Annotated in this window: 21 protein-coding genes and 1 pseudogene; 11 read left to right on the forward strand and 11 right to left on the reverse strand. The window is 59.9% G+C overall.

What is annotated here, in order from left to right; translation table 11 throughout:
* Positions 1-33 precede the first annotated feature (33 nt).
* Positions 34-1,263: an aminopeptidase P family protein gene (locus tag PZ897_RS18465; RefSeq protein ID WP_275754189.1), complete on the forward strand. Its 1,230-nt coding sequence runs from the start codon at positions 34-36 to the stop codon at positions 1,261-1,263.
* 221 nt (positions 1,264-1,484) lie between these two features.
* Here PZ897_RS18465 and PZ897_RS18470 read toward each other — a convergent pair whose 3' ends face one another.
* Positions 1,485-2,474: a GlxA family transcriptional regulator gene (locus tag PZ897_RS18470; RefSeq protein WP_275754190.1), complete on the reverse strand. Its 990-nt coding sequence runs from the start codon at positions 2,472-2,474 to the stop codon at positions 1,485-1,487.
* 123 nt (positions 2,475-2,597) lie between these two features.
* On the opposite strand from PZ897_RS18470, the gene PZ897_RS18475 reads away from it, so the two are divergent.
* The 6 genes from PZ897_RS18475 to PZ897_RS18500 all read left to right on the forward strand — a co-directional run bounded on the left by PZ897_RS18475 (position 2,598) and on the right by PZ897_RS18500 (position 10,476).
* The gene (locus tag PZ897_RS18475; RefSeq protein ID WP_275754192.1) at positions 2,598-3,851 is read left to right on the forward strand and encodes a sarcosine oxidase subunit beta family protein; all 1,254 of its coding nucleotides are present in this window, start codon (positions 2,598-2,600) and stop codon (positions 3,849-3,851) included.
* A gap of 10 nt (positions 3,852-3,861) precedes the next feature.
* A complete protein-coding gene (locus tag PZ897_RS18480; protein ID WP_275754195.1) occupies positions 3,862-4,161 on the forward strand; it encodes a sarcosine oxidase subunit delta in 300 nt (99 codons plus the stop codon).
* Positions 4,158-7,157: a sarcosine oxidase subunit alpha gene (locus PZ897_RS18485; protein ID WP_275754196.1), complete on the forward strand. Its 3,000-nt coding sequence runs from the start codon at positions 4,158-4,160 to the stop codon at positions 7,155-7,157. The genes PZ897_RS18480 and PZ897_RS18485 overlap by 4 nt, the downstream gene beginning before the upstream one ends.
* A gap of 13 nt (positions 7,158-7,170) precedes the next feature.
* Positions 7,171-7,707, forward strand: coding sequence for a sarcosine oxidase subunit gamma family protein (locus PZ897_RS18490; protein ID WP_275754197.1), 537 nt, complete (start codon positions 7,171-7,173; stop codon positions 7,705-7,707).
* A 79-nt stretch (positions 7,708-7,786) separates the two neighbouring features.
* Complete coding sequence (gene glyA, locus PZ897_RS18495; RefSeq protein WP_275754199.1) at positions 7,787-9,064, forward strand: serine hydroxymethyltransferase; 1,278 nt, start codon at positions 7,787-7,789, stop codon at positions 9,062-9,064.
* Between the two features lie 2 nt (positions 9,065-9,066).
* The gene (locus tag PZ897_RS18500; protein ID WP_275754201.1) at positions 9,067-10,476 is read left to right on the forward strand and encodes an L-serine ammonia-lyase; all 1,410 of its coding nucleotides are present in this window, start codon (positions 9,067-9,069) and stop codon (positions 10,474-10,476) included.
* 108 nt (positions 10,477-10,584) lie between these two features.
* On the opposite strand, the pseudogene PZ897_RS18505 reads toward PZ897_RS18500, so the two are convergent.
* The 8 genes and pseudogenes from PZ897_RS18505 to PZ897_RS18540 all read right to left on the reverse strand — a co-directional run.
* Positions 10,585-10,832: pseudogene (locus tag PZ897_RS18505) on the reverse strand (DUF4147 domain-containing protein); the annotation flags it as partial.
* Positions 10,833-10,835: 3 nt separating this feature from the next.
* Complete coding sequence (locus tag PZ897_RS18510) at positions 10,836-11,804, reverse strand: D-2-hydroxyacid dehydrogenase (RefSeq protein ID WP_275754203.1); 969 nt, start codon at positions 11,802-11,804, stop codon at positions 10,836-10,838.
* Positions 11,804-12,871, reverse strand: a complete 1,068-nt coding sequence (locus tag PZ897_RS18515; RefSeq protein WP_275754204.1) for an Ldh family oxidoreductase — start codon at positions 12,869-12,871, stop codon at positions 11,804-11,806. Before PZ897_RS18515 ends, PZ897_RS18510 begins: the two co-directional genes overlap by 1 nt.
* Positions 12,868-13,755, reverse strand: coding sequence for an NAD(P)-dependent oxidoreductase (locus PZ897_RS18520; RefSeq protein WP_275754574.1), 888 nt, complete (start codon positions 13,753-13,755; stop codon positions 12,868-12,870). The genes PZ897_RS18515 and PZ897_RS18520 overlap by 4 nt, the downstream gene beginning before the upstream one ends.
* 5 nt (positions 13,756-13,760) lie before the next feature.
* Positions 13,761-15,278: a tripartite tricarboxylate transporter permease gene (locus PZ897_RS18525; RefSeq protein WP_275754206.1), complete on the reverse strand. Its 1,518-nt coding sequence runs from the start codon at positions 15,276-15,278 to the stop codon at positions 13,761-13,763.
* Positions 15,279-15,296: 18 nt separating this feature from the next.
* Positions 15,297-15,755 carry a tripartite tricarboxylate transporter TctB family protein gene (locus PZ897_RS18530; RefSeq protein WP_275754208.1) on the reverse strand — a complete coding sequence of 153 codons (459 nt, stop codon included), beginning with the start codon at positions 15,753-15,755 and terminating at the stop codon, positions 15,297-15,299.
* Positions 15,756-15,759: 4 nt separating this feature from the next.
* Positions 15,760-16,716 carry a tripartite tricarboxylate transporter substrate binding protein gene (locus tag PZ897_RS18535; RefSeq protein ID WP_275754210.1) on the reverse strand — a complete coding sequence of 319 codons (957 nt, stop codon included), beginning with the start codon at positions 16,714-16,716 and terminating at the stop codon, positions 15,760-15,762.
* A gap of 81 nt (positions 16,717-16,797) precedes the next feature.
* The gene (locus PZ897_RS18540; protein ID WP_275754212.1) at positions 16,798-17,469 is read right to left on the reverse strand and encodes an RraA family protein; all 672 of its coding nucleotides are present in this window, start codon (positions 17,467-17,469) and stop codon (positions 16,798-16,800) included.
* 105 nt (positions 17,470-17,574) lie between these two features.
* On the opposite strand from PZ897_RS18540, the gene PZ897_RS18545 reads away from it, so the two are divergent.
* Entirely contained in the window at positions 17,575-18,480 is a 906-nt protein-coding gene (locus PZ897_RS18545) for a LysR family transcriptional regulator (protein WP_275754214.1), read from the forward strand.
* Between the two features lie 686 nt (positions 18,481-19,166).
* On the opposite strand, the gene PZ897_RS18550 is transcribed toward PZ897_RS18545, so the two are convergent.
* Positions 19,167-19,958: an SDR family oxidoreductase gene (locus PZ897_RS18550; protein WP_275754216.1), complete on the reverse strand. Its 792-nt coding sequence runs from the start codon at positions 19,956-19,958 to the stop codon at positions 19,167-19,169.
* 26 nt (positions 19,959-19,984) lie between these two features.
* On the reverse strand, positions 19,985-20,719 hold the full coding sequence (locus tag PZ897_RS18555; RefSeq protein WP_275754217.1) for a GntR family transcriptional regulator: 735 nt from the start codon (positions 20,717-20,719) through the stop codon (positions 19,985-19,987).
* A gap of 199 nt (positions 20,720-20,918) precedes the next feature.
* Between PZ897_RS18555 and PZ897_RS18560 the strand changes: the two genes are divergently transcribed.
* From PZ897_RS18560 to PZ897_RS18570, 3 genes are all read left to right on the forward strand, one after another.
* Positions 20,919-21,929: a TRAP transporter substrate-binding protein gene (locus PZ897_RS18560; protein ID WP_275754219.1), complete on the forward strand. Its 1,011-nt coding sequence runs from the start codon at positions 20,919-20,921 to the stop codon at positions 21,927-21,929.
* 95 nt (positions 21,930-22,024) lie between these two features.
* Positions 22,025-22,837, forward strand: a complete 813-nt coding sequence (locus PZ897_RS18565) for a TRAP transporter small permease (RefSeq protein WP_275754221.1) — start codon at positions 22,025-22,027, stop codon at positions 22,835-22,837.
* A 4-nt stretch (positions 22,838-22,841) separates the two neighbouring features.
* Positions 22,842-24,431 carry a TRAP transporter large permease subunit gene (locus PZ897_RS18570; protein WP_275754224.1) on the forward strand — a complete coding sequence of 530 codons (1,590 nt, stop codon included), beginning with the start codon at positions 22,842-22,844 and terminating at the stop codon, positions 24,429-24,431.
* Positions 24,432-24,531: the final 100 nt, after the last annotated feature.

A 24,531-nucleotide genomic window follows, 5' to 3' on the forward strand; every position in this document is an offset into this window, starting at 1 on the left:
TTGTTTCCGCTCTTAGAAAACATGGAGGATTAGATGGATCGCGAACGGTTTCAGAATTATGTGGGCAATGGCGAAAAGGCCACCCCAACTTTCTCAGATGCAGAAATGCAACGGCGCCTGGATGCGATCCGGGCCCATATGGCAGAGGCCAAAATCGATGCGGCGCTGTTTACCAGCTATCATTGCATCAATTACTACTCCGACTTCCTGTATTGTTATTTCGGCCGTCGCTATGGTTTCCTGGTGGATCACACCATCGCTACATCGATCAGCGCGGGCATCGACGGCGGTCAACCCTGGCGGCGAACTTTTGGCGGCAAGAACATCACCTACACCGACTGGCAGAAAGACAATTATTTTCATGCCATTCGTGAGTTGACCGGCGGCGTCAAGCGGCTGGGAATCGAGTTCGATCACATCAACATCGACACGTTGAACTTGCTGAAAGCTGAATTTCCGCAGATGGAATTCGTCGATATCGGCGCGGCTTCGATGCGGCTTCGGATGATCAAATCCAGCGAAGAAATTGCCCATATCACCAAGATGACCCGCATTGCAGATATCGGTGGTGCGGCCTGCGTCGAAGCGATTGGAGTGGGCGTGCCCGAGCATGAGGTCGCTCTGCATTCCACGGCGACGATGGTGCGTGAGATCGCCCGGGTCTGGCCGGATGGCGAGTTGTTGGACACCTGGACCTGGTTCCAGTCGGGCATCAACACCGATGGCGCGCACAATCCGGTGACCAGCCGCAGGATTGAAAAGGGCGATATCCTGTCCTTGAACTGCTTCCCGATGGTGGCTGGCTATTACGTGGCCCTGGAGCGCACCTTGTTCTGTGAAGAGGCAAGCGACGAGCATATCCGCCTGTGGAACGTCAACTGCGCTGTGCATGACCGGGGCAAGGAACTGTTGGTGCCGGGTGCCAAGTGCAGCGACATCGCCAAGGAGTTGAACGAAATGTATGCCGCCGAAAACCTGCTGCAGTACCGCAGCTTCGGTTACGGCCATTCGTTCGGTGTGCTCTGCCATTATTACGGTCGCGAGGCGGGGCTTGAATTGCGCGAGGATTGCGACACCGTGCTGGAGCCTGGCATGGTCGTGTCGATGGAGCCGATGATCACTGTACCGAACGACCTGCCGGGCGCAGGCGGCTACCGTGAGCATGATATCCTTGTCATCACCGACGACAACAACAAGGGCAATACCAACATCACCGGCTTCGCGTACGGCCCCGATCATCTCATCGTCAAGGGCAAGGGTTGATCTGCTCCTTCTATCAATGCCGCCCCGGCGCTGAAATGCCGGGGCTGAGCCCGGCCCCACTCCGGGTCTGACTTGAAAACATCAATCACGGCAGTGGTGAGGAGCGGGGCGCCAGATCGGCGGGCATTGGTGTCATGGAATTCAGCACGGGCCGGGAAGTCGCGCGTGTTGCAAGGCAAAGACAAACCAGACAGGGGCGGGCAGTGATGGCCCGCCCTTTTTCATTTTGCCATCTGCGGCAGATGGTTCTGTCGCCGCCATGCCTCCGGGGTCAGTCCTTCCGTGGCGCGGAAAACCCTGATGAAATGTGAGATGTCGGCGAAGCCGGTTTCGTTGGCGATCTCGGTCACCGAGTGTTCACTGCGTTCGAGCAGCAACCGCGCTTGCGCGAGACGGATGAGCTTGCTGGCTTCTGACGGGCTGATTTGAAGTGATGCCATAAAATGCCGTTCCAGTTTGCGGCGGCTGACGCCCATTCGTGCGGCCAAATCAGTGACCGTCAACGGTGAATCGAGCGTTTGCTGCATCGCAAGCAATGCCTTCTTGACCAATCGATCGCGTGTGGTGAGCTCCAAGGGTAATCCCGGTTGCGGCCGATCCGCCGCCAGCGCCTCGTCGATTATCATGATTGAAAGGCTCTTTTTCGCCGCCGCACGGCCGACATGTCGATCGACCAGCCAGGCAGCAAGATGCGCGGAACTGACGCCACCCGAACATGTCAGCCTGTCCCGATCAACGACAAATATCTGGTCGGACACCGGGCGTATGCCTTCGAACTGATCGAGAAAATCATCGTGGTGGAACCAGCTGACGCAACAGCGATAGCCCTGCATCAAACCGGCATGGTGCAGGATGAAGGCACCGGTGCAAAGCCCAACCAGCGGCACGCCCGATTCCGCTGCCTTGTCAAGGAAGGCGACATAATCCGGATCGAGTCGCTCCATCTCTTCCATCAGGCCGCCAACGACAACGATGTAGTCAAAGCGGGAGGGATCTCCCAATCGTTCATCCGGCTGAAGCGAAATGCCACTGCTTGATGTGACCGGATTCATCGTCGCTGACAGCACCCGCCACCGGCAAAGGATCGGACGCGACCGATCCCCCTCATCCGCCGCCAGTCGCAACACATCGACGAAATTGGCGAAAGCGGACAGCGTGAAGCGGCGGGCAAGAATGAAGCCGATGCGCAGGCGCGCGGTGGGATCGGGCATGGCAATTCCCATTCTGGTGTGTGGCGCAATTATAACGCCAATCTGACGCGTTTATACAGTGAAAAACCAAACCTTCTGGCATGATGGCCTGCAGAAACGCCTGTCCACCAGGAGCTCACGTCCATGACTCATTTCTCCGCCATGTCGCTTCTCAAGAATGCGTTCACAGGCAATAAAAACTGGTCCGCGCAATGGCCGGATGCGCAACCGAAGACGGAATACGATGTCATCATCGTTGGCGCCGGCGGTCACGGGCTCGGGGCCGCCTATTATCTGGCCAAGGAACACGGCATTACCAATGTCGCGGTAATTGAAAAGGGCTGGCTGGGCGGCGGCAACACCGGCCGCAACACCACCATCATCCGCTCGAATTATCTGTATGACGAAAGCGCAGGTCTTTACGATCATGCCCTCGATCTTTGGGAAAACCTGTCGACCGAGCTGAATTACAATGTGATGTTTTCCAAGCGCGGCGTCATGATGCTGGCGCACAACATCCATGACGTCCAGAGCTTCCAGCGCCATATTCATGCGAACCGCTTGAACGGTGTGGACAATTGCTGGCTGACACCGGCCGAGGCCAAGGAATTCTGCCCGCCGCTCAACATCGCCTCCGATGCACGCTATCCGGTGATGGGGGCGGCCTTGCAGAAGCGGGCGGGCACCGCGCGCCACGATGCGGTTGCCTGGGGCTATGCACGCGCTGCTGCCGCCCGTGGTGTCGATATCATCCAGAATTGTCCCGTGCTGTCGATCAAACGAGGTCCTGATGGCGCCGTGGAAGGGGTGGAGACAGGCAAGGGGTTCATCAGGGCAAAAAAGATCGCGGTGTCGGCGGCGGGCCATACGTCGGTGATCATGCAATCTGCCGACCTGAAAATGCCACTGGAAAGCTACCCGCTGCAGGCTCTGGTGAGCGAGCCGGTCAAGCCGGTGTTTCCCTGTGTCGTCATGTCCAACACGGTCCACGCCTATATCAGCCAGTCCGACAAGGGTGAGCTGGTCATCGGCTCCGGAACCGATCAGTATATCAGTTACTCCCAGCGCGGCGGACTGCCGTTGATCGAGCACACTGTGGCAGCGATCTGTGAGGTCTTCCCGATCTTCAACCGGATGCGAATGCTGCGCAAATGGGGCGGCATTGTTGATGTCACGCCTGACCGTTCGGCCATTCTCGGCAAGACCCCGGTGAAAGGGCTCTATGTCAATTGCGGCTGGGGCACCGGCGGATTCAAGGCAACTCCCGGCGCAGCCCATACTCTTGCCTGGACCGTGGCGAAGGACGAGCCGCATGTCATCAACGCACCCTTCACGCTTGAACGCTTCACCACAGGTCGTCTGATCGACGAGGCCGCAGCTGCGGCTGTGGCACATTAGGGAGAAACCGATGCTTCTGATCCATTGCCCCTACTGCGATGATACCCTGCCGGAACTGGAATTTGCCTATGCCGGCGAGGCGCATATTGCACGGCCTTCTGACCCTTCCGAGCTGAGCGATGAGGAATGGCGTGATTTCCTCTTCATCCGTTCGAACGCCCGCGGAGTTCATGCCGAACGCTGGCGCCATATTCATGGATGCGCGCGGTATTTCAATGCACTCAGAGATACGGTCAGCGACAAGTTTCTACGCACTTACAAAGCCGGTGAACCCCGTCCGGACACGTCAGTTCAGGAGGCCGTGAAATGACCAGTTTCCGTGTAAAAGACCGCGGCCGCGTCAAGGCTGACCGGCCGGTTCGGTTCAGCTTCGATGGCGTTGCGTATGAAGGATGCGAAGGCGATACCGTGGCGTCCGCGCTGCTGGCCAATGGTGTCCACCTGATGGGCCGGGGCTTCAAATATCACCGCCCGCGCGGGCCTGTCACCGCCGGTTCTGAAGAACCCAATGCGCTTATCGGAACCAGCCGCGGCGTGGGTCGGTTTGAGCCCAATACGCGCGCGACGGTGCAGGAAATCTATCAAGGCCTGACGACCGAAAGCCAGAACAAATGGCCGTCGCTGAAATTCGATGTGGGCGCGATCAACGACCGGCTTTACATGCTGTTTTCGGCCGGGTTTTACTACAAGACCTTCATGTGGCCGCGCAGTTTCTGGGACAAGGTCTACGAACCCTTCATCCGCCGCGCCGCCGGGCTGGGCAAGGCCCCCGTTGACGTGGATCCGGATCACTATGCCAGCCGCTATCTGTATTGCGACGTGCTGATCGTCGGTGCCGGGCCGTCAGGACTGGCGGCCGCTCTTGCGGCAGCGCAAACGGGCGTCAACGTTGTCGTGGTCGATGAACATGCCGAAATGGGCGGCAGCTTGTTGTCGGAACCGTCGGTCGGAATCAATGGTAAAGCGGCGTGGGACTGGCTGGAGGCAACCCTGGACGAGTTGGGGCGCTTGCCGAATGTCCGGCTGATGACGCGGACGACCGCGATTGGCTATTATCATCAGAACATGATCGCACTTTGCCAGAAGCTGACCGATCATCTGGCCGAATTGCCAACGGACGCCCCGCGCGAACGGATGTGGCGGGTGCGGGCAAAGCAGGTGGTTTTGGGGCAAGGCGCAATCGAGCGACCGCTGGTTTTTGACGGCAACGACCGGCCGGGCGTCATGCTCGCTAGCGCTGCGCAGACTTATCTCAATCGCTATGGCGTGAAGGTGGGAAATCGACCGGTCATCCTGACCAGCCATGACAGCGCCTGGTACGCTGCTTTCGATCTCGCCGATGCGGGGGCGAAAGTCGGGGCCATTGTGGATACACGCAACGATATCCAGGCTGCCCTGATGCAACAGGCAAAGGCGCGCGGCATCGAGACGCTGACCGGTCATACCGCGACGGCGACATCCGGACGGTTGCGGGTGAAGTCCGTGCGCGTCAATCCGGTTCGTGGCGGTCGCGTCGGCAAGGCGAGAACCATCGATTGCGACGCACTGCTGATGAGCGGCGGCTGGACGCCGTCACTGCATCTTTTCTCCCATACCAAGGGATCGCTGCACTGGGATGCAGAGGAAAATGTCTATTTGCCAGGTCAGCAGACCGAGGAATGCCATATTGCCGGCGCCGGTCGCGGTCTCTGGGGCATTGCAGCCGTGCTCGAGGACGGTGTAAAGGCCGGGACCGCAGCAGTCCGGGCGCTGGGCCACAGTTGCGATGCCGTGAGATTTGATGTCAGCGACGATCGAACCGGCAACGGCGTGACGCACAAGGAACTCGCGACCGACCGGAGCCCGGGCAGAGCGAAGGCCTTTATCGACTTCCAGAACGACGTGACCGCCAAGGATATCCGGCTGGCTGTGCGTGAGGGCATGCGCTCCATCGAACATGTCAAGCGCTACACCACAAATGGCATGGCCACCGATCAAGGCAAGATGTCGAACATGAACGGCCTGATGATCGCCTCCGATGCTTTGCAAAAGGAAGCGCCGCAGGTTGGGCTGACGACGTTCCGGCCGCCTTACACCCCGACAACTTTTGGCACCTTTGCGGGCTATCACAAGGGCAGTCATTTCGAACTCACACGCAAAACCCCGATCGACAGTTGGGCCGAAGAGCACGGCGCCGCGTTTGAACCCGTGGCCCTGTGGCGCCGCGCATGGTATTTCCCCAAGGCTGGCGAAACCATGCACATGGCGGTTTCCCGCGAGTGCAAGGCAACCCGGGAGTCCATCGGAATTTTCGACGCCTCCACCCTCGGCAAGATCGAGGTCTCCGGTCCCGATGCGGTCGAATTCATGAACCGCATGTACACAAATCCATGGACCAAGCTGGCGCCCGGACGCTGTCGTTACGGTCTGCTGCTGGGTGAAGACGGTTTCATTCGCGACGATGGTGTCATCGGGCGGATGCGGGATGACCTGTTCCACGTCACCACGACGACGGGCGGCGCTGCGCGGGTGCTGAACATGATGGAGGATTACCTTCAGACCGAGTGGCCCGACCTCAAGGTATGGCTGACCTCGACGACCGAGGAGTGGGCAACCATCGCACTGAACGGCCCCAACGCCCGCAAGCTGCTCGCTCCGCTGGTTGAAGGTGTGGATATTTCCGCAGACGCTTTCCCGCATATGTCGGTCGCCGAATGCACCGTCGCGGGATTTTCCTCGCGTCTCTTCCGGATCAGCTTTACCGGCGAATTGGGGTTCGAGGTCAATGTCCCGGCTCGCCACGGCCGCGCATTGTGGAAGAAACTGATGCAGGCCGGGCGTCAATATGACATCTGCCCCTATGGCACAGAGACCATGCACGTGCTGCGCGCCGAGAAGGGCTACATCATCATCGGCCAGGACACGGATGGAACGGTTACCCCCCAGGATGCCGGAATCGGCTGGGCCATCGGCAAGGCCAAGCCCGATTTTGTCGGCAAGCGGTCACTGTCGCGCCCCGACATCGTTGCCCGGGACCGCAAGCATCTGGTCGGGTTGTTGACCGATGACCCCAAGATCGTGCTGGAGGAGGGTGCACAGATCGTGACGGATCCGAACCAGCCGCTGCCGATGAAGATGATCGGGCATGTCACCTCGTCGTACTGGTCCGAAGCCCTTGGGCGATCCATCGCCATGGCCCTGGTTGCCGGTGGGCACGAGAAAATGGACCAGACGCTTTATATCCCGATGCCCGGACACACTGTGGCAGCGAAAGTCACCGGAACTGTGTTCTACGATCCCGCAGGCGAACGCCTGAAGGTCGAATGAGAAGGATCAGAGTATGAACGCCCATGTCACACCGAATAGCCCGGGGCCGGTTTCCCTGACGATTGTTCCGCCCTTTGCCCGCTTCAGTCTTCGTATTGCTGCGGCAAGCGTGGAAGCAGCATCGAAAGCCTTCGGCCTGGAATTGCCGGTCAAGATCGGGCAGGGCCAGGCGAAAGATGGCCGCGCCGCCTGGTGTCTTGGTCCGGATGAGTGGTTGTTGCATGCCGTCGAGACGGAGACCGTGCAAATCATGGAAGCCTTTGCCCGATTTCGCCCCGAAACACCCCACAGTCTGACGCTCATCAGTGACCGGGAAATCACCATCGCCATGGAGGGGGCGCGGGCTGCCGAATTGCTGTCAGTCGCCTGCCCGATAGATCTTGCCCGAATCCACCCCGGGATGGCCAAGCGCACGGTTTTCGACTCGGCTCAGGTGGTGTTGCTGCGCGACGGACCCGATCATTTCCGGTTGGAAGTGTGGCGGTCATTCTTTCCGCATGTTCATGAGCTTTTGCAGATAGCCAACCGCGAGCTTGCCAGCGGCTATTGACGACGGCTCGACCAGTCGAATTCCGCGTTGTCCGCACCTGAGCGGGCCGAAATACCAATGGCTTCAAAGGAATCCCGAAATGTTGAAAATCCTTCCATCCTCGCAGATTTCCGATACCGAGATCGCAACCGCCATCGACCTGGAACTGGATCGCCAGATGAACCAGATCGAGCTGATCGCCTCCGAGAACATAGTCTCGGAAAACGTGCTCAGGGCGCAAGGCTCTGTTCTGACCAACAAATATGCTGAAGGCTATCCCCGACGCCGCTATTATGGCGGATGCGAACATGTCGACACCATCGAGACCATCGCCATCGAGCGGGCGAAGAAGCTGTTCGGAGCGGGCTTTGTCAACGTCCAGCCGCATTCCGGTGCTCAGGCCAACCAGGCGGTATTCCTGGCTTTGCTCAGCCCCGGCGACCGGATCATGGGAATGTCACTGGCGCATGGCGGACATCTTACGCACGGCTCGCTGGTGACGATGTCGGGCAAATGGTTCGACGTGGTCAGCTACGAGGTGCGCGAGAGCGATCAGCGCATCGACATGGGTGAAGTCCGCAAGGTCGCCCTTGAGACAAAACCCAAGCTCATCATTGCCGGTGCGTCGGCTTATCCCCGCCCTATCGATTTCGCCGGTTTCCGGGAAATTGCCGATGAGGTCGGTGCCTATCTGATGGTCGACATGGCCCATTACGCGGGACTGATTGCGGCCGGCGAATACCCCGACCCGATCCCGCATGCCCATGTCGTGACAACGACAACCCACAAGACGCTCCGCGGACCGCGCGGCGGCATGATCCTGACCAATGATGAAGCACTGGCGAAAAAGTTCAATTCCGCTGTGTTCCCGGGCAATCAGGGCGGACCGCTGATGCATGTGATTGCTGCCAAGGCCGTGAGTTTTGGCGAAGCGCTCGAGCCTTCGTTCAAGGACTACGCCCGCCAGGTCATTGCCAACGCACGGGCCTTGTCCGAGGTGCTGGTTGAGGGCGGGCTGGGCATTGTCTCCGGCGGAACCGACTGTCATATGGTGCTGGTCGACCTTCGCCCCAAGGGTGTGACCGGCAAGGCCGCCGAGGCGGCATTGGAGCGGGCGGGACTGACCTGCAACAAGAACGCCATCCCCTTCGATCCGGAAAAGCCTTTTGTCACCTCGGGTGTCCGTCTGGGCACGTCGGCCGGCACCACGCGCGGTTTCGGCGAGGACGAGTTCCGCACGGTTGGCGCCCTGGCCCTGCGGGTGATCGAAGCACTCGCTGCGCAACCCGAAGGTGATGCTCGTGTCGAAGCCGAGGTTTTGGCGGAAGTCCGGGCGCTGTGTGCGGCGCATCCGATTTACAGTGGCACGGACGCCTGATCATGTTTCTCTCGGTCTTCGATATTTTCAAGATCGGCATTGGCCCTTCGTCATCCCACACGATGGGGCCCATGACGGCGGCTGCGCGTTTCCTGGACGATTTGCGAGGCGGCGTCGAGAAACTCCCCGGAGCAGGGCGGCTGGCGCGACTTGGAGCGAGCCTGCATGGCAGCCTCGCCTTTACCGGCAAGGGGCACGCAACCGACCGGGCGGTCATTCTGGGGCTGACCGGGTTGCTGCCCGACACGCTCGATCCCGACGAGGCCGAAGCGCTCGAAGCGGAAGTGCGGGCAGCAAAGCGGGTAAACCCGCCCGATCTGGGCGAGTTGGTCTTCGATCCGGAGACAGATCTGGTGTTTGACTACGGTCCGCCGCTGTCAGGGCACGCAAACGGTCTGATCCTTCGGGCTTTCGATGTGCAAGGCAACCCGTATCACACACAAACCTATTACTCGGTTGGCGGCGGCTTTGTCGCTACCGCAGAAGAGTTGGAGCGAACGAAGTCAGATACCCGCGATATGCATGACCAAAAATCCGCCCATGACTATCCCTATCCGTTTGGTCTGGCGCGCGAGATGCTGGACATGGGATCATCAGCCGGGCTGAGCATCGCGGCCATGAAACGCGCCAACGAGATCACCCATTCCGGCGGCGATCTGAACGCACGGCTCGACGCATTGTGGCTGGCCATGAATGGGTGCATTGACCGCGGGTTGCGGATGGAGGGTGTTCTGCCCGGTGGCCTCAAGGTCAAACGTCGCTCCAAGAGCATACATGATCAGCTGATCGCCGAGCGCGGGCGCAATCAAAGCCAGCCACACGTCGTCAACGACTGGCTGATTGTCTATGCGATGGCGGTGAACGAAGAGAACGCGGCGGGCGGTCGGGTGGTCACATCGCCGACCAACGGTGCGGCTGGTGTGGTGCCGGCGGTGATCCGCTACTATCGGGATCATTGTATTGGTGCGAACCAGGAAGGCATTCGCGTCTTTCTGCTCACGGCTGCTGCCATCGGCGGGCTGGTCAAGCACAACGCATCGATTTCCGGCGCAGAAGTGGGCTGTCAGGGGGAGGTCGGGTCGGCCTCTGCAATGGCAGCAGCCGGGTTATGCGCAGCTTTGGGCGGGACAAACGAACAGGTGGAAAATGCCGCCGAAATTGCGCTCGAACATCATTTGGGCATGACCTGCGACCCGGTGGGTGGACTGGTTCAGGTGCCCTGCATCGAGCGCAACGGGCTTGGCGCGATCAAGGCTGTCTCGGCTGCGTCTCTGGCCCTGCGTGGCGACGGCACTCATTTCATGCCGCTCGACAATTGCATTGAAACGATGCGCCAGACCGGCCTTGATATGAACGTGAAGTACAAGGAGACATCTCTGGGCGGCCTGGCGGTCAACCTGCCCGAATGCTGATAAGCGTGCCAGAAACGGAGTTGCTGGCAACATGGCTTGATACACATCTCCTCGTCTCAATTCCGCCGCTTGCCTTGCGCGTTCCGATCACGCAACATCCGGTCCCGCCTCGATGCGCTCGCAGGTCACCCCAAACCCGTAGCGGGTGACGACGAGGCCCACGATCGGTCCGGCCCATGGCTGTTCAAACACGCGGGCAAGCTGGGCCGCGCCCTTGCCGGCGCCGACGACAATCGTCCGGCCCGAGGGGGCGTGGGCAGGGCTTGCGCTAGACCCTTTGCAGGATCGGCGGCAGCCACTGCGGCATCAAAGAGATGGCGCAGGAACAGCTCAGGCTCTTTCTCGGGATCAATCATCGGTCATGAAACAACATTCTGCGGAGCAGCGTTCATGAAGGCCTCGATATTGTCGATGAGCTGATCCGAAAGGCCCTGGATCGCCTCGCGGCTGGCCCAGGCGACATGCGGTGTCAGGATGACGTTATCGCGCCGGGCGATGCGCCGCATCACGTGGCCCTCGCCCGGTGGCTCCGTTGTAACCACATCGAACCCCGCCCCTGAAATGCGTCCGCTGTCGAGCGCGCGCTCAAGCGCGTCCTCGTCGACAAGCCCGCCCCGCGCGGTGTTCAGCAGCAGGGGGTGACGCTCCATCATGTTGAATTCGGCATCGGAAATCAGATTGCGCGTCGAGGACATCAACGGACAGTGCAAGCTGATGACGTCGCTGAACCGCATGACCTCCTCGAATGGTGTGTACAGGGGGCCCATCCCCTCGACCCCCTTGTAACTGGAAAACAGCACCCGCATACCGAAAGCTTCAGCGATCCTGCCAACCGCCTTGCCAAGGGCGCCGTCCCCGATAATGCCCATCACCTTTCCAGACAAATCCGCAATCGGATAGTCGAAGTAACAGAACTGGTTCGACTTTTCCCAGCGTCCGTCGATGACCGACTGGCGATAGGGCACGATGCTGCGTTGCAGGGCCAGAAGCAGCGCAAAGGTATGTTCAGGCACGGTATTCCCGGCATACCCCTGGATATTGCAGACCGTGATGCCCCGTGACCGGCAGGCTGCCAGGTCGATGCGATCATAGCCGGTGGCCGCGACGGCGATCAGTTTCAGCTTTGGCGCGGCGGCCAGCGCCTCGGCATTGATCGGCACCTTGTTGGTGATCACTACCTCGGCGTCGGCAATCCGCGCGGCGACCTGATCAGGATCGGTTTGCTGATGCTCTTGGATTTGCGCGGCGAAGATTGGTTGCCTCAATTTTGTCTCGGGCGACAGAGTCGACCGGTCGAGGAACACGATACGAACGGTTGCCTGCGTCATTAAACAGCCTCTTTGATCAGACCGGAGAGTGGCGCGCAGCCGAGACCGGTGGCAACGGTGTCGAGATCGGCGATGACATTGTCTGGCAGGGCGATGCCCGCCTGACGGGTCCGGCCTTCGCGGCCTTGTTCCAATTCGCCGGGCATGAGGATGGCGTCGAAACCATCGGCAAGGGCGCAGTCCTTCAAGCTGGCGACCAGGTCGCGCACCCGGTCGGCATGCGTGTCGGACACATGTGTCCGCGACACGTCAATGAGCAGTATGAAATGCCCGATGTCCTGCGGCGTGACGAAATCGCTGTAAAGATTGCCCAGAGCGCCTGCGAACCGCCCGCCGGAGAGAACCCCGCACAGCACTTCGACCATGATGGCCAGCGCCGAGCCTTTTGGGCCGGACAGCGGCAGGACAACGCCTTTTTCGGCAGCCGCACCGCTGGTGGTCGGCTTGCCGTCCGCGTCCAGCGCCCAGCCTTCGGGAATGGCCTCGTCGCGCTTGGCCGCCTCAACGATCTTGCCGCGGGCGACCACTGATGTCGCCATATCCAGGAGGACCGGCGTGTCCCCGGTGATCGGGGTACCGAAGGTGATCGGGTTGGTGCCAAGCACGGCCTGTCGACCGCCAAACACGGTCATCGAAGGCGGCGCATTGGTCATCGCGATAGCGATGCAGCCTGCAGCAACGGCTTTTTCGACGTAGAACGACCCCGCACCATTGTGGTTGGAGTGGCCAACAGTTGCGACGCAGACGCCGTTCTCCCGCGCCACAAGAAGTGCTGCTTCGAGTGCGCGGAGGCTGACCACCGGCCCGGGCCCGTTGTCGCCATCGACAACCAGAACGCCGGGCGATGGCCGCTCAAGCTTGATGTCCGGCCGGGCCTTGACCACGCCCGCCTTGATCCGCTCGGCATAGATCGGAATCCGCGTGAGCCCATGCGAGCCGTGTCCGCGCAGGTCGGCGTGGATCAGCACATCCGTCACGGTCGCGGCATCCTTTGCAGATAGGCCTGCAGCTTCGAAAACGCCGTTGGAAAAATCCCGGATCGTGTCCAGGTCAAGCGTAGAAGTCATTGGCTGGTATCCTCGTTGCGGCCATTCAGGCGGTCATAGAGCAGACCAAGCGCTGCGCTGTCGTGCTTGGCGAACCCGGCATTGCAGGTCGCGACCATCAATTGATGCGCGAGATCCGTGGCTGGCTGTGAAATGTTGAAATGCGCACCCACAGCATTGGCGATGCCGAGATCCTTGCGCATCAGTTCGGCGCGGAACCCGCCGTCAAGCGTGCCTTCGATGTAGCGCAGCGCATGGGCATCGAGAACACCGCTGCGCGCGGCACCGGTGGACAGGACCTCGCGCATCACCCTGGGGTCGACCCCGGCGGCCCGCGCCATGGACACGGCTTCGAAAACGCCCATCATGTTGACCGCAACCATCAGCTGGTTGCAGGCCTTGAGCGCCTGCCCGGCTCCAAGCGGACCGACGTGATGAATGTGCTTGCCCATGGCCTGCAGCACCGGCTGCGCCTCGGCCACGTCGTCTTGCGATCCGCCACACATGATGGTCAGGGTGCCGTCTGCCGCCCCCTTCGCGCCGCCGCTGACGGGGGCATCTATGATCCGACCACCGACCACGGCCAGTTGCTGTGCCATCTCCTGCGCTTCGAACGGGGCAATGGTCGAGCAATCTATGAGCAACCCGTTGTCCCAGGCATGGGCGGCCAAGCCGGTTTCGCCCGCGAAAACGCTGCGCAGTGCTGCGGCATCGGGCACGCAGGTGACGATTTTCTGACAGCGCGTGGCAAGCTCCGCCGGTGTCGCGCAGATCTCTGCGCCCAAGGCGCGGAATGTCTCCGCCTTTTCCGGCGATGAGGTGGTGACCGCCAGTTTCAGACCGGATGCGGCGATGTTGCGTGCCATTCCGGCGCCCATTACGCCCAGTCCGATGAACCCTATCATGTTGCTCAAACCCCCATTCTCTCGACTTGTGCTTTCTCGGAACGCAGTTTTCCCTGTCGCCAGATAGTCAGACCGACGAGTCCGATGACGATCGCCACCAAAGTGAGTGCGACCGGATTGATCATGAACGGTTCGAACGACCCGCGGCTTCGCGTCAGCGCCTGTCGCAACGCCTCTTCAAAAGAAGGCGTAATGATGAAAGCAATCAGCAAAGGTGCGACCGGTACGTTCGTGCGGTTGAAGATGAACCCCAGGATGCCTGCGGCGAGCATGACGTAGACGTCCAGAACGTTGTTCCGGGCCACGTAGCTGCCGGCCACGCAAACCAGTGCGACGCAGGGCATGAGATAGATTTTGGGGATCCGCAGGGTCAGGGACAGCATGCGCATCGCCGGGTACCCGATCAGCCCCATCAGAAGCGTGGAGCCCAGCAGTGCGAAATAGATCGTGTAGACGATATCGGGCGAGTTGACGAAGATCAGCGGCCCGGGGCTGACACCTTGCAGAACCAGCGCGCCCAGCAGGATGGCCGTGACGGCGTCACCCGGAATGCCAAGCGCCAAAGTCGGAATGAACGTCGCGCCGACGACTGCGTTGTTGGCGCTTTCGGATGCAATCACCCCCCGTGGATCGCCGTTGCCAAAGTTCCCCTTGCTACCTGCTGAGCGCTTGGCATCAGCATAGGCCAGAAACGAGGCAATTGTGGCGCCGATGCCCGGCAGGATGCCGATCGCCGATCCGATGGCAGATGCGCGTGTCATTGGCACGATGTTGCCGAGGATCTCACGAAGCGAGATCCGGTTGGCGGCGCGGTCTTCGCCCGACAAATCCACCTTGCCGAGAGACTGGGAGAAACCGCGCGTGGCCTCCTCGATGATCTCGGCGACGGCAAAGAGCCCGACCAGTAGCGGCACATAGGTGAGTCCGTCCATCAGCGCGGTCGAGCCAAAGGTAAAGCGCGGAATGCCCAGCATGGGATCGCTGCCCACCGTTGCCAGAACCATTCCCAGCGCTGCCGAGAACAGTCCCTTGACCAGCGAATTTCCCGACAGGATGCCGATCACCAGAAAGGTGAAGAACAGTAACGAGGCAATCTCGACCGGGCCGAAGCCGAGCGCGAAGCTGGCCAGTTGTGGCGCGAGCAAGATCAGCAAACCGATCGAGAACACAGCCCCGAAAACAGAACTGATGAGAGACAGGCGGAGCGCCTTGGTCGACAGTCCCTGTTGCGCCATCGGATAGCCGTCAAAAATCGTGGCGGCAGAGGCCGGTGTGCCGGGCGCGTTGAGCAGGATTGCCGAAACCGATCCGCCGAATATGCCCGCGCCGTAAAGGCCAATCAGCATCACCATCGCCTGGTCGGTTGGCATGAAGATCGTCAGGGGGACCGCCAGGGCGACCGCGATATTGACCGACAAGCCCGGGATCGCCCCGATAATCAGTCCGATGACCACTGACAGCACAAGGGTCAGAAAAGTCGCGGGCTCAGCGAACCCGTAGAGAGCTTGGAAAAGCGGATCCATATCCAGCCTCCGGAATAGTCAGAAAAATGAGGCGCCAGGGAGCGGAACCAGGAAAATTTTGCGCAGCAGGGCATCGACCAGGATCGGCAGACCGAGCGCCAGACTGGCTGCCACAAGCCAGTTCTTGGCGCGATATATCAGGAAAATGGCGGCCAGAAACAGGATGGAGGCCGGCAGGAAGCCGATGGTTGAAAGGCCCAGGGCATAAGCGCCGAACAGGCCGATCTGAAGAAGACCCATTCCAATTCCGGCTGTGAAGGCGCCAGCTTCTCCCGGCACGGGGCGATCTGTGAACAGCATCACCACGCCAAACAATAGCACCATGGCCCCGGCGAAGGTCGGTAGGGCCGATGGCCCTACCGAATAAAAACCGCCGCCCATACTGGCCTGCTGCTGGTTGAGCTCCGGCACCATTACCGTCAGAAAGACGATGGATGCGACCACAAAGACCAGTGCGAGCGTTCGGTTCGCGGTCATGTGCTTACTCGGTTGCCGGAGTGCCGGTGGCAAGTGCATCAGCCACCGCGTCCGACATCGAACGCATCGCCTGTTCGAAGTCTTCGCCAGTCAGGAAACTTGGCGTGATATTGCTGCGCGCAGCGACCGTCGTAAAGGCGTCCGATTCCATCGCTTTGGCGAACCGCTCCTGCAGATAGGCAACCGCCGCATCCGGGGTGCCTGCGGGCGCGACGAGACCCTTCATGTTTTCCAGATTGACGTTGTAGCCGAGCTCGCTCAACGAAGACACCTCAGGGATCTGATCGGCGCGATCAGATGTTGTCGCAAGCACGTTGATCGTACCGGCATCCAGTTGCGCGCGAGCATCGCCGGGCGTGATGATCGTCAAATCCACATGCCCCCCCAGCAGGGCGGCAAGCGCCGGCGATCCACCCTGGTAAGGGACGTGAACCATGTCGATCCCCGCTTCCTTTCCAAAAACCAGGAACGCGGAGTGCAGAATGCCCGCTGGACCAGACGACCCATAGGCCAGTGTGCCGGGGTTCTGCTTGGCGCGCTCCACAACCGCGTCGATGCTGTCCAGTCCACTGCCGGCCTTGCTCACGATCACCATGTGCTCGCGGTTGACGCGGACGACACCCCGGAAATCATCAAGGCTATACTGGGTTTGGCGGTGATGTGGCACCGAGGTGCTTTCGCTGCCACCGGCAACCAGCAGTGTGTAGCCGTCAGGCGCGGCCTTGGCGACCATTTCCGCTGCGAGTGTCCCCGAGGCTCCGGGGCGATTCTCAACCACCAGCGGGACGGGGAACAGTTCCTGTGCAGCCGATGCTATCAGGCGCGCGGTCTGGTCCGTCCCGCCACCGGGCGCAAAGCCGACAACGATCCGGATCGGTTTTTCCGGCGTCCAATCCTGTGCGGCGGCTGGCGCAGCAGCGACCAGACCGACCGCAATTATAAGCCCCTTGAAGATATTCATGGTTTCCTCCCTTGAATTTTGAATTTGTGACGGTTCAACCTACCGACCGCCGTTTGTGTTCTGCGCGGCTGGCGATAGAGCTCAGACCCCCGCGCACCCTTTCGCCTTGAGCGTTTCGTCAACCCAAGAACGATCCCAAGTGGATTGCAGGATCGCCTTCTGAATGTCGCGCTCCTTGTCCTCCTGGACACGGGCGAGCTCGAGAATGCGCGCTGCATCGGCCTTTGGGACGCACACAACGCCATCCATGTCGCCGACGATGATATCGCCGGGCTCAATGAGCATGCCGTCGAGCGAGATCGCAACATTCACCTCACCGGGGCCATCCTTGTAGGGGCCACGATGGCTGACTCCGGCACCATAGACCGGGAATGTGTCCGCGCTGATTACATCCATGTCCCGGACCGCGCCATTGACCACGAAACCAACGCAGCCCCGTGAACGGGCATGGGAAATGATGAGCTCCCCGATCAAGGCGTTGGTGAGATCTCCACCCGCATCCACGACGATCACATCACCGGGCTGAACCATGTCAGCGGCCTTGTGGATCATAAGATTGTCGCCCGGGCGGGTCTTTACGGTCACCGCCGTGCCGGCCAGCGATCCCTCGCGGTGCATCGGACGGACGGCTGGACCTGCCGCCACCATGCGGCTCATATTGTCGCTGATGATCGCCGTTGGAAGAGTCGAAAACGCCTCGACAATAGAGGCCTCAGCCCGTTCGTGTCCATGAGTTATACGGAATCCATTCACTGCGCCGCGCCTCCTTCAGCTGTTGTCCTGCATATTTGTTGCAAAAAAGTTCCTATGCTGTCTAATGCTAAATGGGACCGGAATAATGCCGTATGGATATAACTGATGACTCTCGAACTGCGCCTTATCCGAAGCTTTGTATGCCTGTCAGAAGAGTTGAATTTCTCGCGAGCGGCTGAACGGCTGCATATCGCGCAGCCCGCGCTGAGCCGCCAGATCATGGCGCTTGAGGCGACATTGGGGGTTCAATTGCTTCACCGCACCAAACGAAAGGTCGAATTGACCGCCGCCGGGACGGCCTTTCGCAATCGTTGTTGCCGGCTGCTTTTGGACGTGATGGAAGCTGAACACGAGGCCCGGCGCGTCGCCGCGGGCCAAGAGGGTGCGCTGGCTATCAGCTTTATCAATTCCTCGACCTACGGGATGCTGCCCCCGATCCTCAATGCCTTCCGGACCCGATTTCCCCGCGTAGAACTCAAGCTCTTCGAGATGACAATTTCCGAACAGATACAGGCATTGCGGGTGGGAGAGGTGGATATCGGATTGTTGCGCCCCCCTATTTCGGACAACGCCCTTATGTCGAGGCCGATTGGAACGCAACAGTTCATCGTCGCGTTGCCGAGATCACACCCGTATGCGCAGGTCGGGCGCATCTCGCTCAGCGCCCTGAAGAACGATCCGTTTGTCGTATTCGAGCGGCAACAGAGTTCGTTGTTCTACTCGCGGATCAATGCAATGTGCGAAGCTGCGGGCTTTGTTCCCATGGTCAGCCAGAAGGCAACACAAATTCATACAGTTGTCGGTCTTGTCGGCGCAGGGATGGGCGTGTCGATCGTGCCTGACGTCGCGAAAAACCTACAGCTTCCGACCGTCTCTTTCGCTCAGATCGAAGACAATCCTGCGGGTGTCGATGTATGCCTGGCTTGGCGAAAGGACAGCACCTTGCCGACTTTACCTGCTTTTGCCGAAATCGCCGCAACCGCGGGGCGCGAATACCTTGCCGGCTCCTGAGCGCGAGGCCAACACCGGTCCTGGATGCTCCAAATTCGCAGCCAGCCTTGATAGTAGACATGGCGCTGCGCACTGGATGCAAACAGGCATCAGCCGCGAAAGCGCGTCGCATCACACCGGTTCCGGGTGACGCGCTTTTTGGCTCTTTGTTTATGCATGTCGTTGTCGCAAAACCGCTGCACACTTTTGCGCGACATGCATCAGCCGCTAGCAGCGATCCAAACTCAGGCCTGCGGCGTCTCGCAGCAGCGGGCCGCCTTGGGCTTGGAGATTATTGTTGCTGCCAAAGCTCCATGCCGTCACGGCGGCAAAAGAAGCACCTGACTACTCAGCCGTCGCAACTTGTAATCCGTCGCAACAATGTGCGGGGAACACGATTCACGTCACCGGGACATCAAGCCGATCCGCAGTGCCGTGCGGGCACCTGGAACTGGTCATCTCAAGTTGTCCTGCCGCGATTCTGCAGTCTGGCTCCTGACCTTCTATTGCCGATACGCTCATGCGCATCCATCTGGGGCGCAAAGGACGCTGCATCTGTTTGAGCCGATGCATGCACGCGTTGTCGTCCAAATCAATCCATCTGAACGCGACAGGCATGAATCCCGGTGGGGGCATCGCAAGTCAGGATGGTCGCGGAGGGATTGTACGGAGCTGGCGCAGGGGCCGGAAGATTGCGCCAGCAGATATCAGTGCGCCTCCTCGATCGGCCAGTTCAGGCCTGCCGAAATCCCGCCGTCAATGCGAATGATCTGGCCGGTCAGAAACCCGGCAGCCGGTGACGCCAAGAAAATTGCAGCCCCCACCAGGTCTTCAACTGTGCCCATACGCCGCAAGGGCGTGACGGTATCGTGCCAGGCACGCAGCTTGGGGGAAGACCAGAGCTTCTCGGTCAGCTCTGTCAGGATGAATCCCGGCGCCACCGCGTTCACCCGCACGCCATGCTTTCCCCATTCCATCGCCAGCGTACGGGTCATGCTGGACAGCCCCGATTTCGACATGCTGTAGGGGGCAATCTGGGACAACGCCGCGTGGGTCGACAGGCTGTCGATATTGATCTGACTGCCGCCGCCTTGCTGCACCATCTGCCTGCCGACAGCTTGCGCCATGAAGAAGGCACCGCGCAGATTGGTGGCCATGATCTCGTCATACTCCGCCGCTGTGTAATCGAGCGCCGGCATACGCTTGTTGACACCGGCGCAATTGATCAACGTGTCGATTCCGCCGCAGTCTTTTGCCACTGCGTCAACACAGGCGGCGATCGCTTCGGGAACCGCCACGTCGCAGCTGTGATAGCGCATGGCAAACGGCGTGGGTTGCGCGGCTTCACAGATCGCTGCAAGTGTGGCTTCGTTTCGGCCCGATATGATCACGCGGGCCCCCTCGCGGGCAAAAGCCTCTGCCATGGCCAAGCCGATGCCCCGGCTTCCCCCGGAAACCAGAACCGTGGTGCCTGATACGTCGAAGCGGTTGCGCGTCATGTCCATTCTCCAAACCGGGCCCAGGCTTATCCAACCGTGGACGAATGCCCGCTCTCACCGGATAGAAGGTTGTTTTCGGTTTCCTCGCGGGCGAATGCGACCCTGACATTGTCGATCGCCAGACGCAGATGTTGCCTCATCGCCGATGACACCAGTTCCTTGTCACGCCGCCGCAGGCCCTCGACAATGCGACCGTGATCGATCATCGCCATCTCACGCGCGCTGCGGCGCCGCGCCGAAAGAAACCGAGCCCGCCACAGCCGGGCATGAAACTGCTTGTGGGTCTTGATCAGCGGCAGGTTCTTGGTTGAAGCGACGATCGCTTCGTGAAACCCCATATCGATCTTGAAGAACTCGACCGGATCCGGATTGTCCATCATCTCGAGCATGGTCTGGTGCATTGCCTCGATCTCTTCGATCTCTTCCTCTGTCGCCTCTTCACAGGAACACTCACCTGCCAGCGCCTCCAGAGCCGACTGCACCAGCAGAAGGTGGGTCACCTCAAGCAGCGACGGTTTCGCGACCATCGGAGTCCTGGCCGGCGCCATCTCGATCAGCCCCTCCACCTCCAGCATCAGCAGGGCTTCGCGCAAGGGGGTGCGGCTGACGGCCAGAGCTGCGGAGGTCTCGCGTTCAGGAATGGTGTCACCGGGCTTGAGATCCCCCAACAGGATCTGCTCGCGCAGAATGTCGGCAACCTGTTCGCCCAGGCTTTGGCGCGCAATCGCCGTCAATTTTGAGGAAGGTTTTCTAACTGGCACGGCTGGTTCTCGCTTGTGGTCTGAGTTTCATCGTCTGACTGACCCATAGAAGGTTTATGCCATATTTGGTATACCAAAACTTGACATGCTGGTATAATCTGTATTCATCTTCAGTGCGGCCTGTATTTTCACATGGCTTGGGAACTACTTCAGGAGAATGCAGAGCGTCGCGACCATAAAATTTTTCTGGGAGGAAAAAATGAAAGTTCTATTGCTTGCCGCCGGCACTGCCGCAGCATTCCTGGCGTCGAACGCCTACGCCGCAGATTTCAATCTGCGCATGCAGACACAATATGCAGCTGAAACCGTATCGGGAAAGCTTGCACAGGGCTTCATCGACAATGTCGAAGCCATGTCTGGCGGCCGGGTGGACATCGAAATGTTCTGGTCCTCTTCCGTCGTTGCCACCGTCGAGGGGTTTGATGCCGCTGCCAGCGGCATTCTTGATGGCGAAATGCATGGCGGCGCCTACCAGACCGGCAAAAACCCGGCTTTCCAGTTCGTTGGGGACCCGATGGGCGGCTACGACACGCCGTATGAGCTTTACAGCTTTTTCTATTTTGGCGGCGGCCAGGAAGCGGCGAACGAGCTTTATGAAGCCCACAACATGCACCTCGTCGGCTGGTGGACGGGCGGACAGGAATCGCTCTCCTCCTCCAAGGCACTTCGCGGGCCGGAAGACCTCAAGGGCTGGAAGTTCCGGTCGCCGCCGGGACTGGAGACCGAGATCTTCGCCGAACTGGGCGCGTCCCCGATCGTCATGGACTTCACTGAAGTGTTCACGTCACTCGAAACCGGCATCATCGACGGTGCCGATGCATCCAGCCTCGCCAACAATGTCGGGCTCGGTCTCTACGATCTGGTGGATCACGCCACTTACCCCGGCTTCCATTCAATGCCGGTCGATCACGTAACCTTCAATCTCGATGTCTGGAACAGCTTCCCGGACGATATCAAGGCGATCTTCGAGGTCGCAACGCAGGCACTCGCCCTGCAAACCGCCACGACCATCGATGTCGCCAATGCCGAAGCAGCAACCAAACTGCGCGCACAAGGTGTCACCCTCTACGATTGGTCGGCCGAAGACCGGGCAGAATTCCGTGCCGGCGCCCAGCGCGCCTGGGATGGCTGGGCGGAGAAAACCCCCGAAGCCAAGGCTCTGGTCGAAGCGCATCGCGCCTTCCTGCGCCGCACTGGCAAGATCAAGTAGGCTCCGGCACGCTTGGACAGGCAAAATGCGGCGAGCCCTTTGGGGCTCGTCGCGTGGCATAATGGTAGCTTCGCAAGGGGTGGGGGCGGCAATCAATGGCTGAGAATGCTGAGAGCCTGTGGCTCAAAACAGCTCGCAAACCGATGTACTGGGTGATGATGGCGAGTATCTGCGCAACCGTCCTCCTGGCCGCGCTGCTGATCGTGGGGCAGTTCTTCTTCGATCTTGATACGAACATGAGAGATTTCCTCTCTCCGTCAGACGCGCCCCTTGTCATGGCGACAATGATCGCCGGCGCGGTGGCCACGTTGTCAGCCAGTGTCTATCTGTCCGACACCTGCGGCATCATTGAACAACAGCCGTCAGGCTTTTTCGATATTGTCAGCCTGATCTGCTCGCGGGTGTCGATGATCGGCATCACCGGCGTCGTTCTGGTGATGTTGTTTGAAGTGGTGTCGCGCTACGTATTTGAAAAACCCACCTTGTGGGCCAACGAATTGTCCTTGTGGATGGCCGGCTTCATTTTTCTGCTGGCCGGGCTGTATGCCATGCAGCAGCGCAGTCACATCCGCATCTATGTGGTTTACGACCTCTTTCCCCGCTGGCTGCAGAAACTGTCGGATATCACCTCGGTGCTGCTGATCTGGGTCTTCACCTTCATGCTGATCTGGGGCGGGTACAACGAGGCGCGTGACAAGTTCCTGCGCTGGGAAACCTTCGGAACCGCCTGGGATCCTCCGCTTCCAGCAACCATCAAGCCCGCCATCCTGATTGTACTGGCGCTGGTGGCAATCCAGGCATTGTCCAACCTCATCGCAGACTGGAACAAGATGCCCGAGCACCACTCTCCCCTCGACGACATCGACGAGGTGGAAATCGAAGACATCCGCAAGAGCATCAAGGAATAGACCGATGGATATGGGAACACTGTCTCTGCTCCTGCTGATCGCATTGTTTGCGCTTCTTGCCATGGGCATGCCGCTGGGATTTGCATCGGCCGCCCTGGCCTGCTCCGTTCTGATGATGAAATTCGGGCCCGACATTCTGTTCCGCGATTTCGGCCGCGGACCTCTGGCCGTGGTGGCCCAGGCGGTTTACCGCCAGATGACCAACTATGTTCTGATCTCGGTGCCGCTGTTCATCTTCATGGCGGCGCTGCTTGAACGAAGCGGCATCGCCAGAGACATGTATTCGTCGCTGAATGTCTGGCTGAGCCGGACCCGTGGCGGCATTGCCATCGTCACCTCGATCATGGCGGTCATCATGGCGACGATGTCGGGTATTATCGGCGGGGAGGTTGTGTTGCTGGGGCTGATCGCACTGCCGCAGATGCTGCGGCTCGGATACAACCAGAATCTTGCGATCGGCACGATCTGCGCCAGCGGATCGTTGGGAACCATGATCCCGCCCTCGATCGTCCTGATTTTCTACGGCCTTGTCACCGAAACATCGATCAAGGCGCTGTTTACAGCCTCCTTCCTGCCCGGCTTCATGCTGGCGTTGTTCTTCATCATCTACATTGTTGTCAGAACACAGCTGAACCCGGATCAGGCCCCGCTTCCCGAGCCCGATCCCGAGGATCCGCCATTCCGGGAAAAGGCGATGTTCTTTGCCGGGTTCGTGCTTGTACTGGCAATGGGCGCCACGGCACTCCTGCTCATCCGGGCGTTCATATCAATGGCGGTCGGCACGGAGGCCGTCGAAGAGGGGGCGGCGCAAACCGTCGCGGCCACATCCGGCATCATCTATCTGTTGGGTCTCCTCGTCATTGGCGCCCTGCTTGCGCAGTTCGTGATCGGGCGCGAGAGAGTGCGCACAGGCTGGGAAATGGGCAAGGGTCTGGTCGCGCCGCTGATTGTCATCGGCGTTGTGCTGGGATCGATCTATGGCGGCATCACAGGCATCACCGAGGCTGCGGCGATGGGTGTCATCGCCGTGTTCCTGATCACTCTGGCACGTGGCGAAATGAGCTTCGATATCGTCTGGGTATCGCTGATGCGCACCATGAAATCCACCGGGACCATCATCTGGGTGACCGTGGGCGCAGCCGCACTTGCAGCCTCCTATACGCTCGCCGGCGGTCCAACCTATGTCGCAAATCTCATTGTGAATGCAGAACTTCCCACCATGGGTGTCATCATGGTCATGATGCTGGTGTTTCTGCTCATGGGAATGTTCATGGACTGGGTGGGTATCGTCTTGCTGATCATGCCGGTCTTTCTGCCGATCGTGCTGGCACTTCCGCCCGATGAACTGGGTTTCTTGGGAACCATCGAGCCCAAATACATCGCCATCTGGTTCGGCGTCCTTTTCACGATGAACATGCAGGTCAGCTTCCTGTCGCCGCCCTTCGGTCCGGCCGCATTCTATCTGAAATCGGTCGCCCCCGCACACATTACCCTGACCGATATCTTCAAGGGATTTCTGCCATTTATCGGCATCCAAATGCTGGCATTGCTGGTGCTGTTGCTGTGGCCGGGGCTGGTGACGACCTTCCTCTAGGAAAGACCGGATTTCCCTGCCGAACGGTGTCGGCGAAAATGCTGCCGGCACCGCTCACAACCGGGTGCGATTGCTCTGACCGCGCCGTGCTTGCGCCCTG

Source organism: Hoeflea sp. YIM 152468, assembly GCF_029210485.1.
In the GTDB taxonomy this organism is placed as follows: domain Bacteria; phylum Pseudomonadota; class Alphaproteobacteria; order Rhizobiales; family Rhizobiaceae; genus Hoeflea.

What these genes read in the sequence shown, in the direction of transcription:
- PZ897_RS18560 (WP_275754219.1), top strand. Translation starts at nt 20,919, where the DNA reads ATGAAAGTTCTATTGCTTGCCGCCGGCACTGCCGCAGCATTCCTGGCG.
- PZ897_RS18545 (WP_275754214.1), top strand. Translation starts at nt 17,575, where the DNA reads ATGACTCTCGAACTGCGCCTTATCCGAAGCTTTGTATGCCTGTCAGAA.
- PZ897_RS18550 (WP_275754216.1), bottom strand. Translation starts at nt 19,958, where the DNA reads ATGACGCGCAACCGCTTCGACGTATCAGGCACCACGGTTCTGGTTTCC.
- PZ897_RS18465 (WP_275754189.1), top strand. Translation starts at nt 34, where the DNA reads ATGGATCGCGAACGGTTTCAGAATTATGTGGGCAATGGCGAAAAGGCC.
- PZ897_RS18470 (WP_275754190.1), bottom strand. Translation starts at nt 2,474, where the DNA reads ATGCCCGATCCCACCGCGCGCCTGCGCATCGGCTTCATTCTTGCCCGC.
- PZ897_RS18480 (WP_275754195.1), top strand. Translation starts at nt 3,862, where the DNA reads ATGCTTCTGATCCATTGCCCCTACTGCGATGATACCCTGCCGGAACTG.
- PZ897_RS18475 (WP_275754192.1), top strand. Translation starts at nt 2,598, where the DNA reads ATGACTCATTTCTCCGCCATGTCGCTTCTCAAGAATGCGTTCACAGGC.
- PZ897_RS18500 (WP_275754201.1), top strand. Translation starts at nt 9,067, where the DNA reads ATGTTTCTCTCGGTCTTCGATATTTTCAAGATCGGCATTGGCCCTTCG.
- PZ897_RS18515 (WP_275754204.1), bottom strand. Translation starts at nt 12,871, where the DNA reads ATGACTTCTACGCTTGACCTGGACACGATCCGGGATTTTTCCAACGGC.
- PZ897_RS18490 (WP_275754197.1), top strand. Translation starts at nt 7,171, where the DNA reads ATGAACGCCCATGTCACACCGAATAGCCCGGGGCCGGTTTCCCTGACG.
- PZ897_RS18530 (WP_275754208.1), bottom strand. Translation starts at nt 15,755, where the DNA reads ATGACCGCGAACCGAACGCTCGCACTGGTCTTTGTGGTCGCATCCATC.
- PZ897_RS18565 (WP_275754221.1), top strand. Translation starts at nt 22,025, where the DNA reads ATGGCTGAGAATGCTGAGAGCCTGTGGCTCAAAACAGCTCGCAAACCG.
- PZ897_RS18510 (WP_275754203.1), bottom strand. Translation starts at nt 11,804, where the DNA reads ATGACGCAGGCAACCGTTCGTATCGTGTTCCTCGACCGGTCGACTCTG.
- PZ897_RS18485 (WP_275754196.1), top strand. Translation starts at nt 4,158, where the DNA reads ATGACCAGTTTCCGTGTAAAAGACCGCGGCCGCGTCAAGGCTGACCGG.
- glyA (WP_275754199.1), top strand. Translation starts at nt 7,787, where the DNA reads ATGTTGAAAATCCTTCCATCCTCGCAGATTTCCGATACCGAGATCGCA.
- PZ897_RS18570 (WP_275754224.1), top strand. Translation starts at nt 22,842, where the DNA reads ATGGATATGGGAACACTGTCTCTGCTCCTGCTGATCGCATTGTTTGCG.
- PZ897_RS18520 (WP_275754574.1), bottom strand. Translation starts at nt 13,755, where the DNA reads ATGATAGGGTTCATCGGACTGGGCGTAATGGGCGCCGGAATGGCACGC.
- PZ897_RS18535 (WP_275754210.1), bottom strand. Translation starts at nt 16,716, where the DNA reads ATGAATATCTTCAAGGGGCTTATAATTGCGGTCGGTCTGGTCGCTGCT.
- PZ897_RS18525 (WP_275754206.1), bottom strand. Translation starts at nt 15,278, where the DNA reads ATGGATCCGCTTTTCCAAGCTCTCTACGGGTTCGCTGAGCCCGCGACT.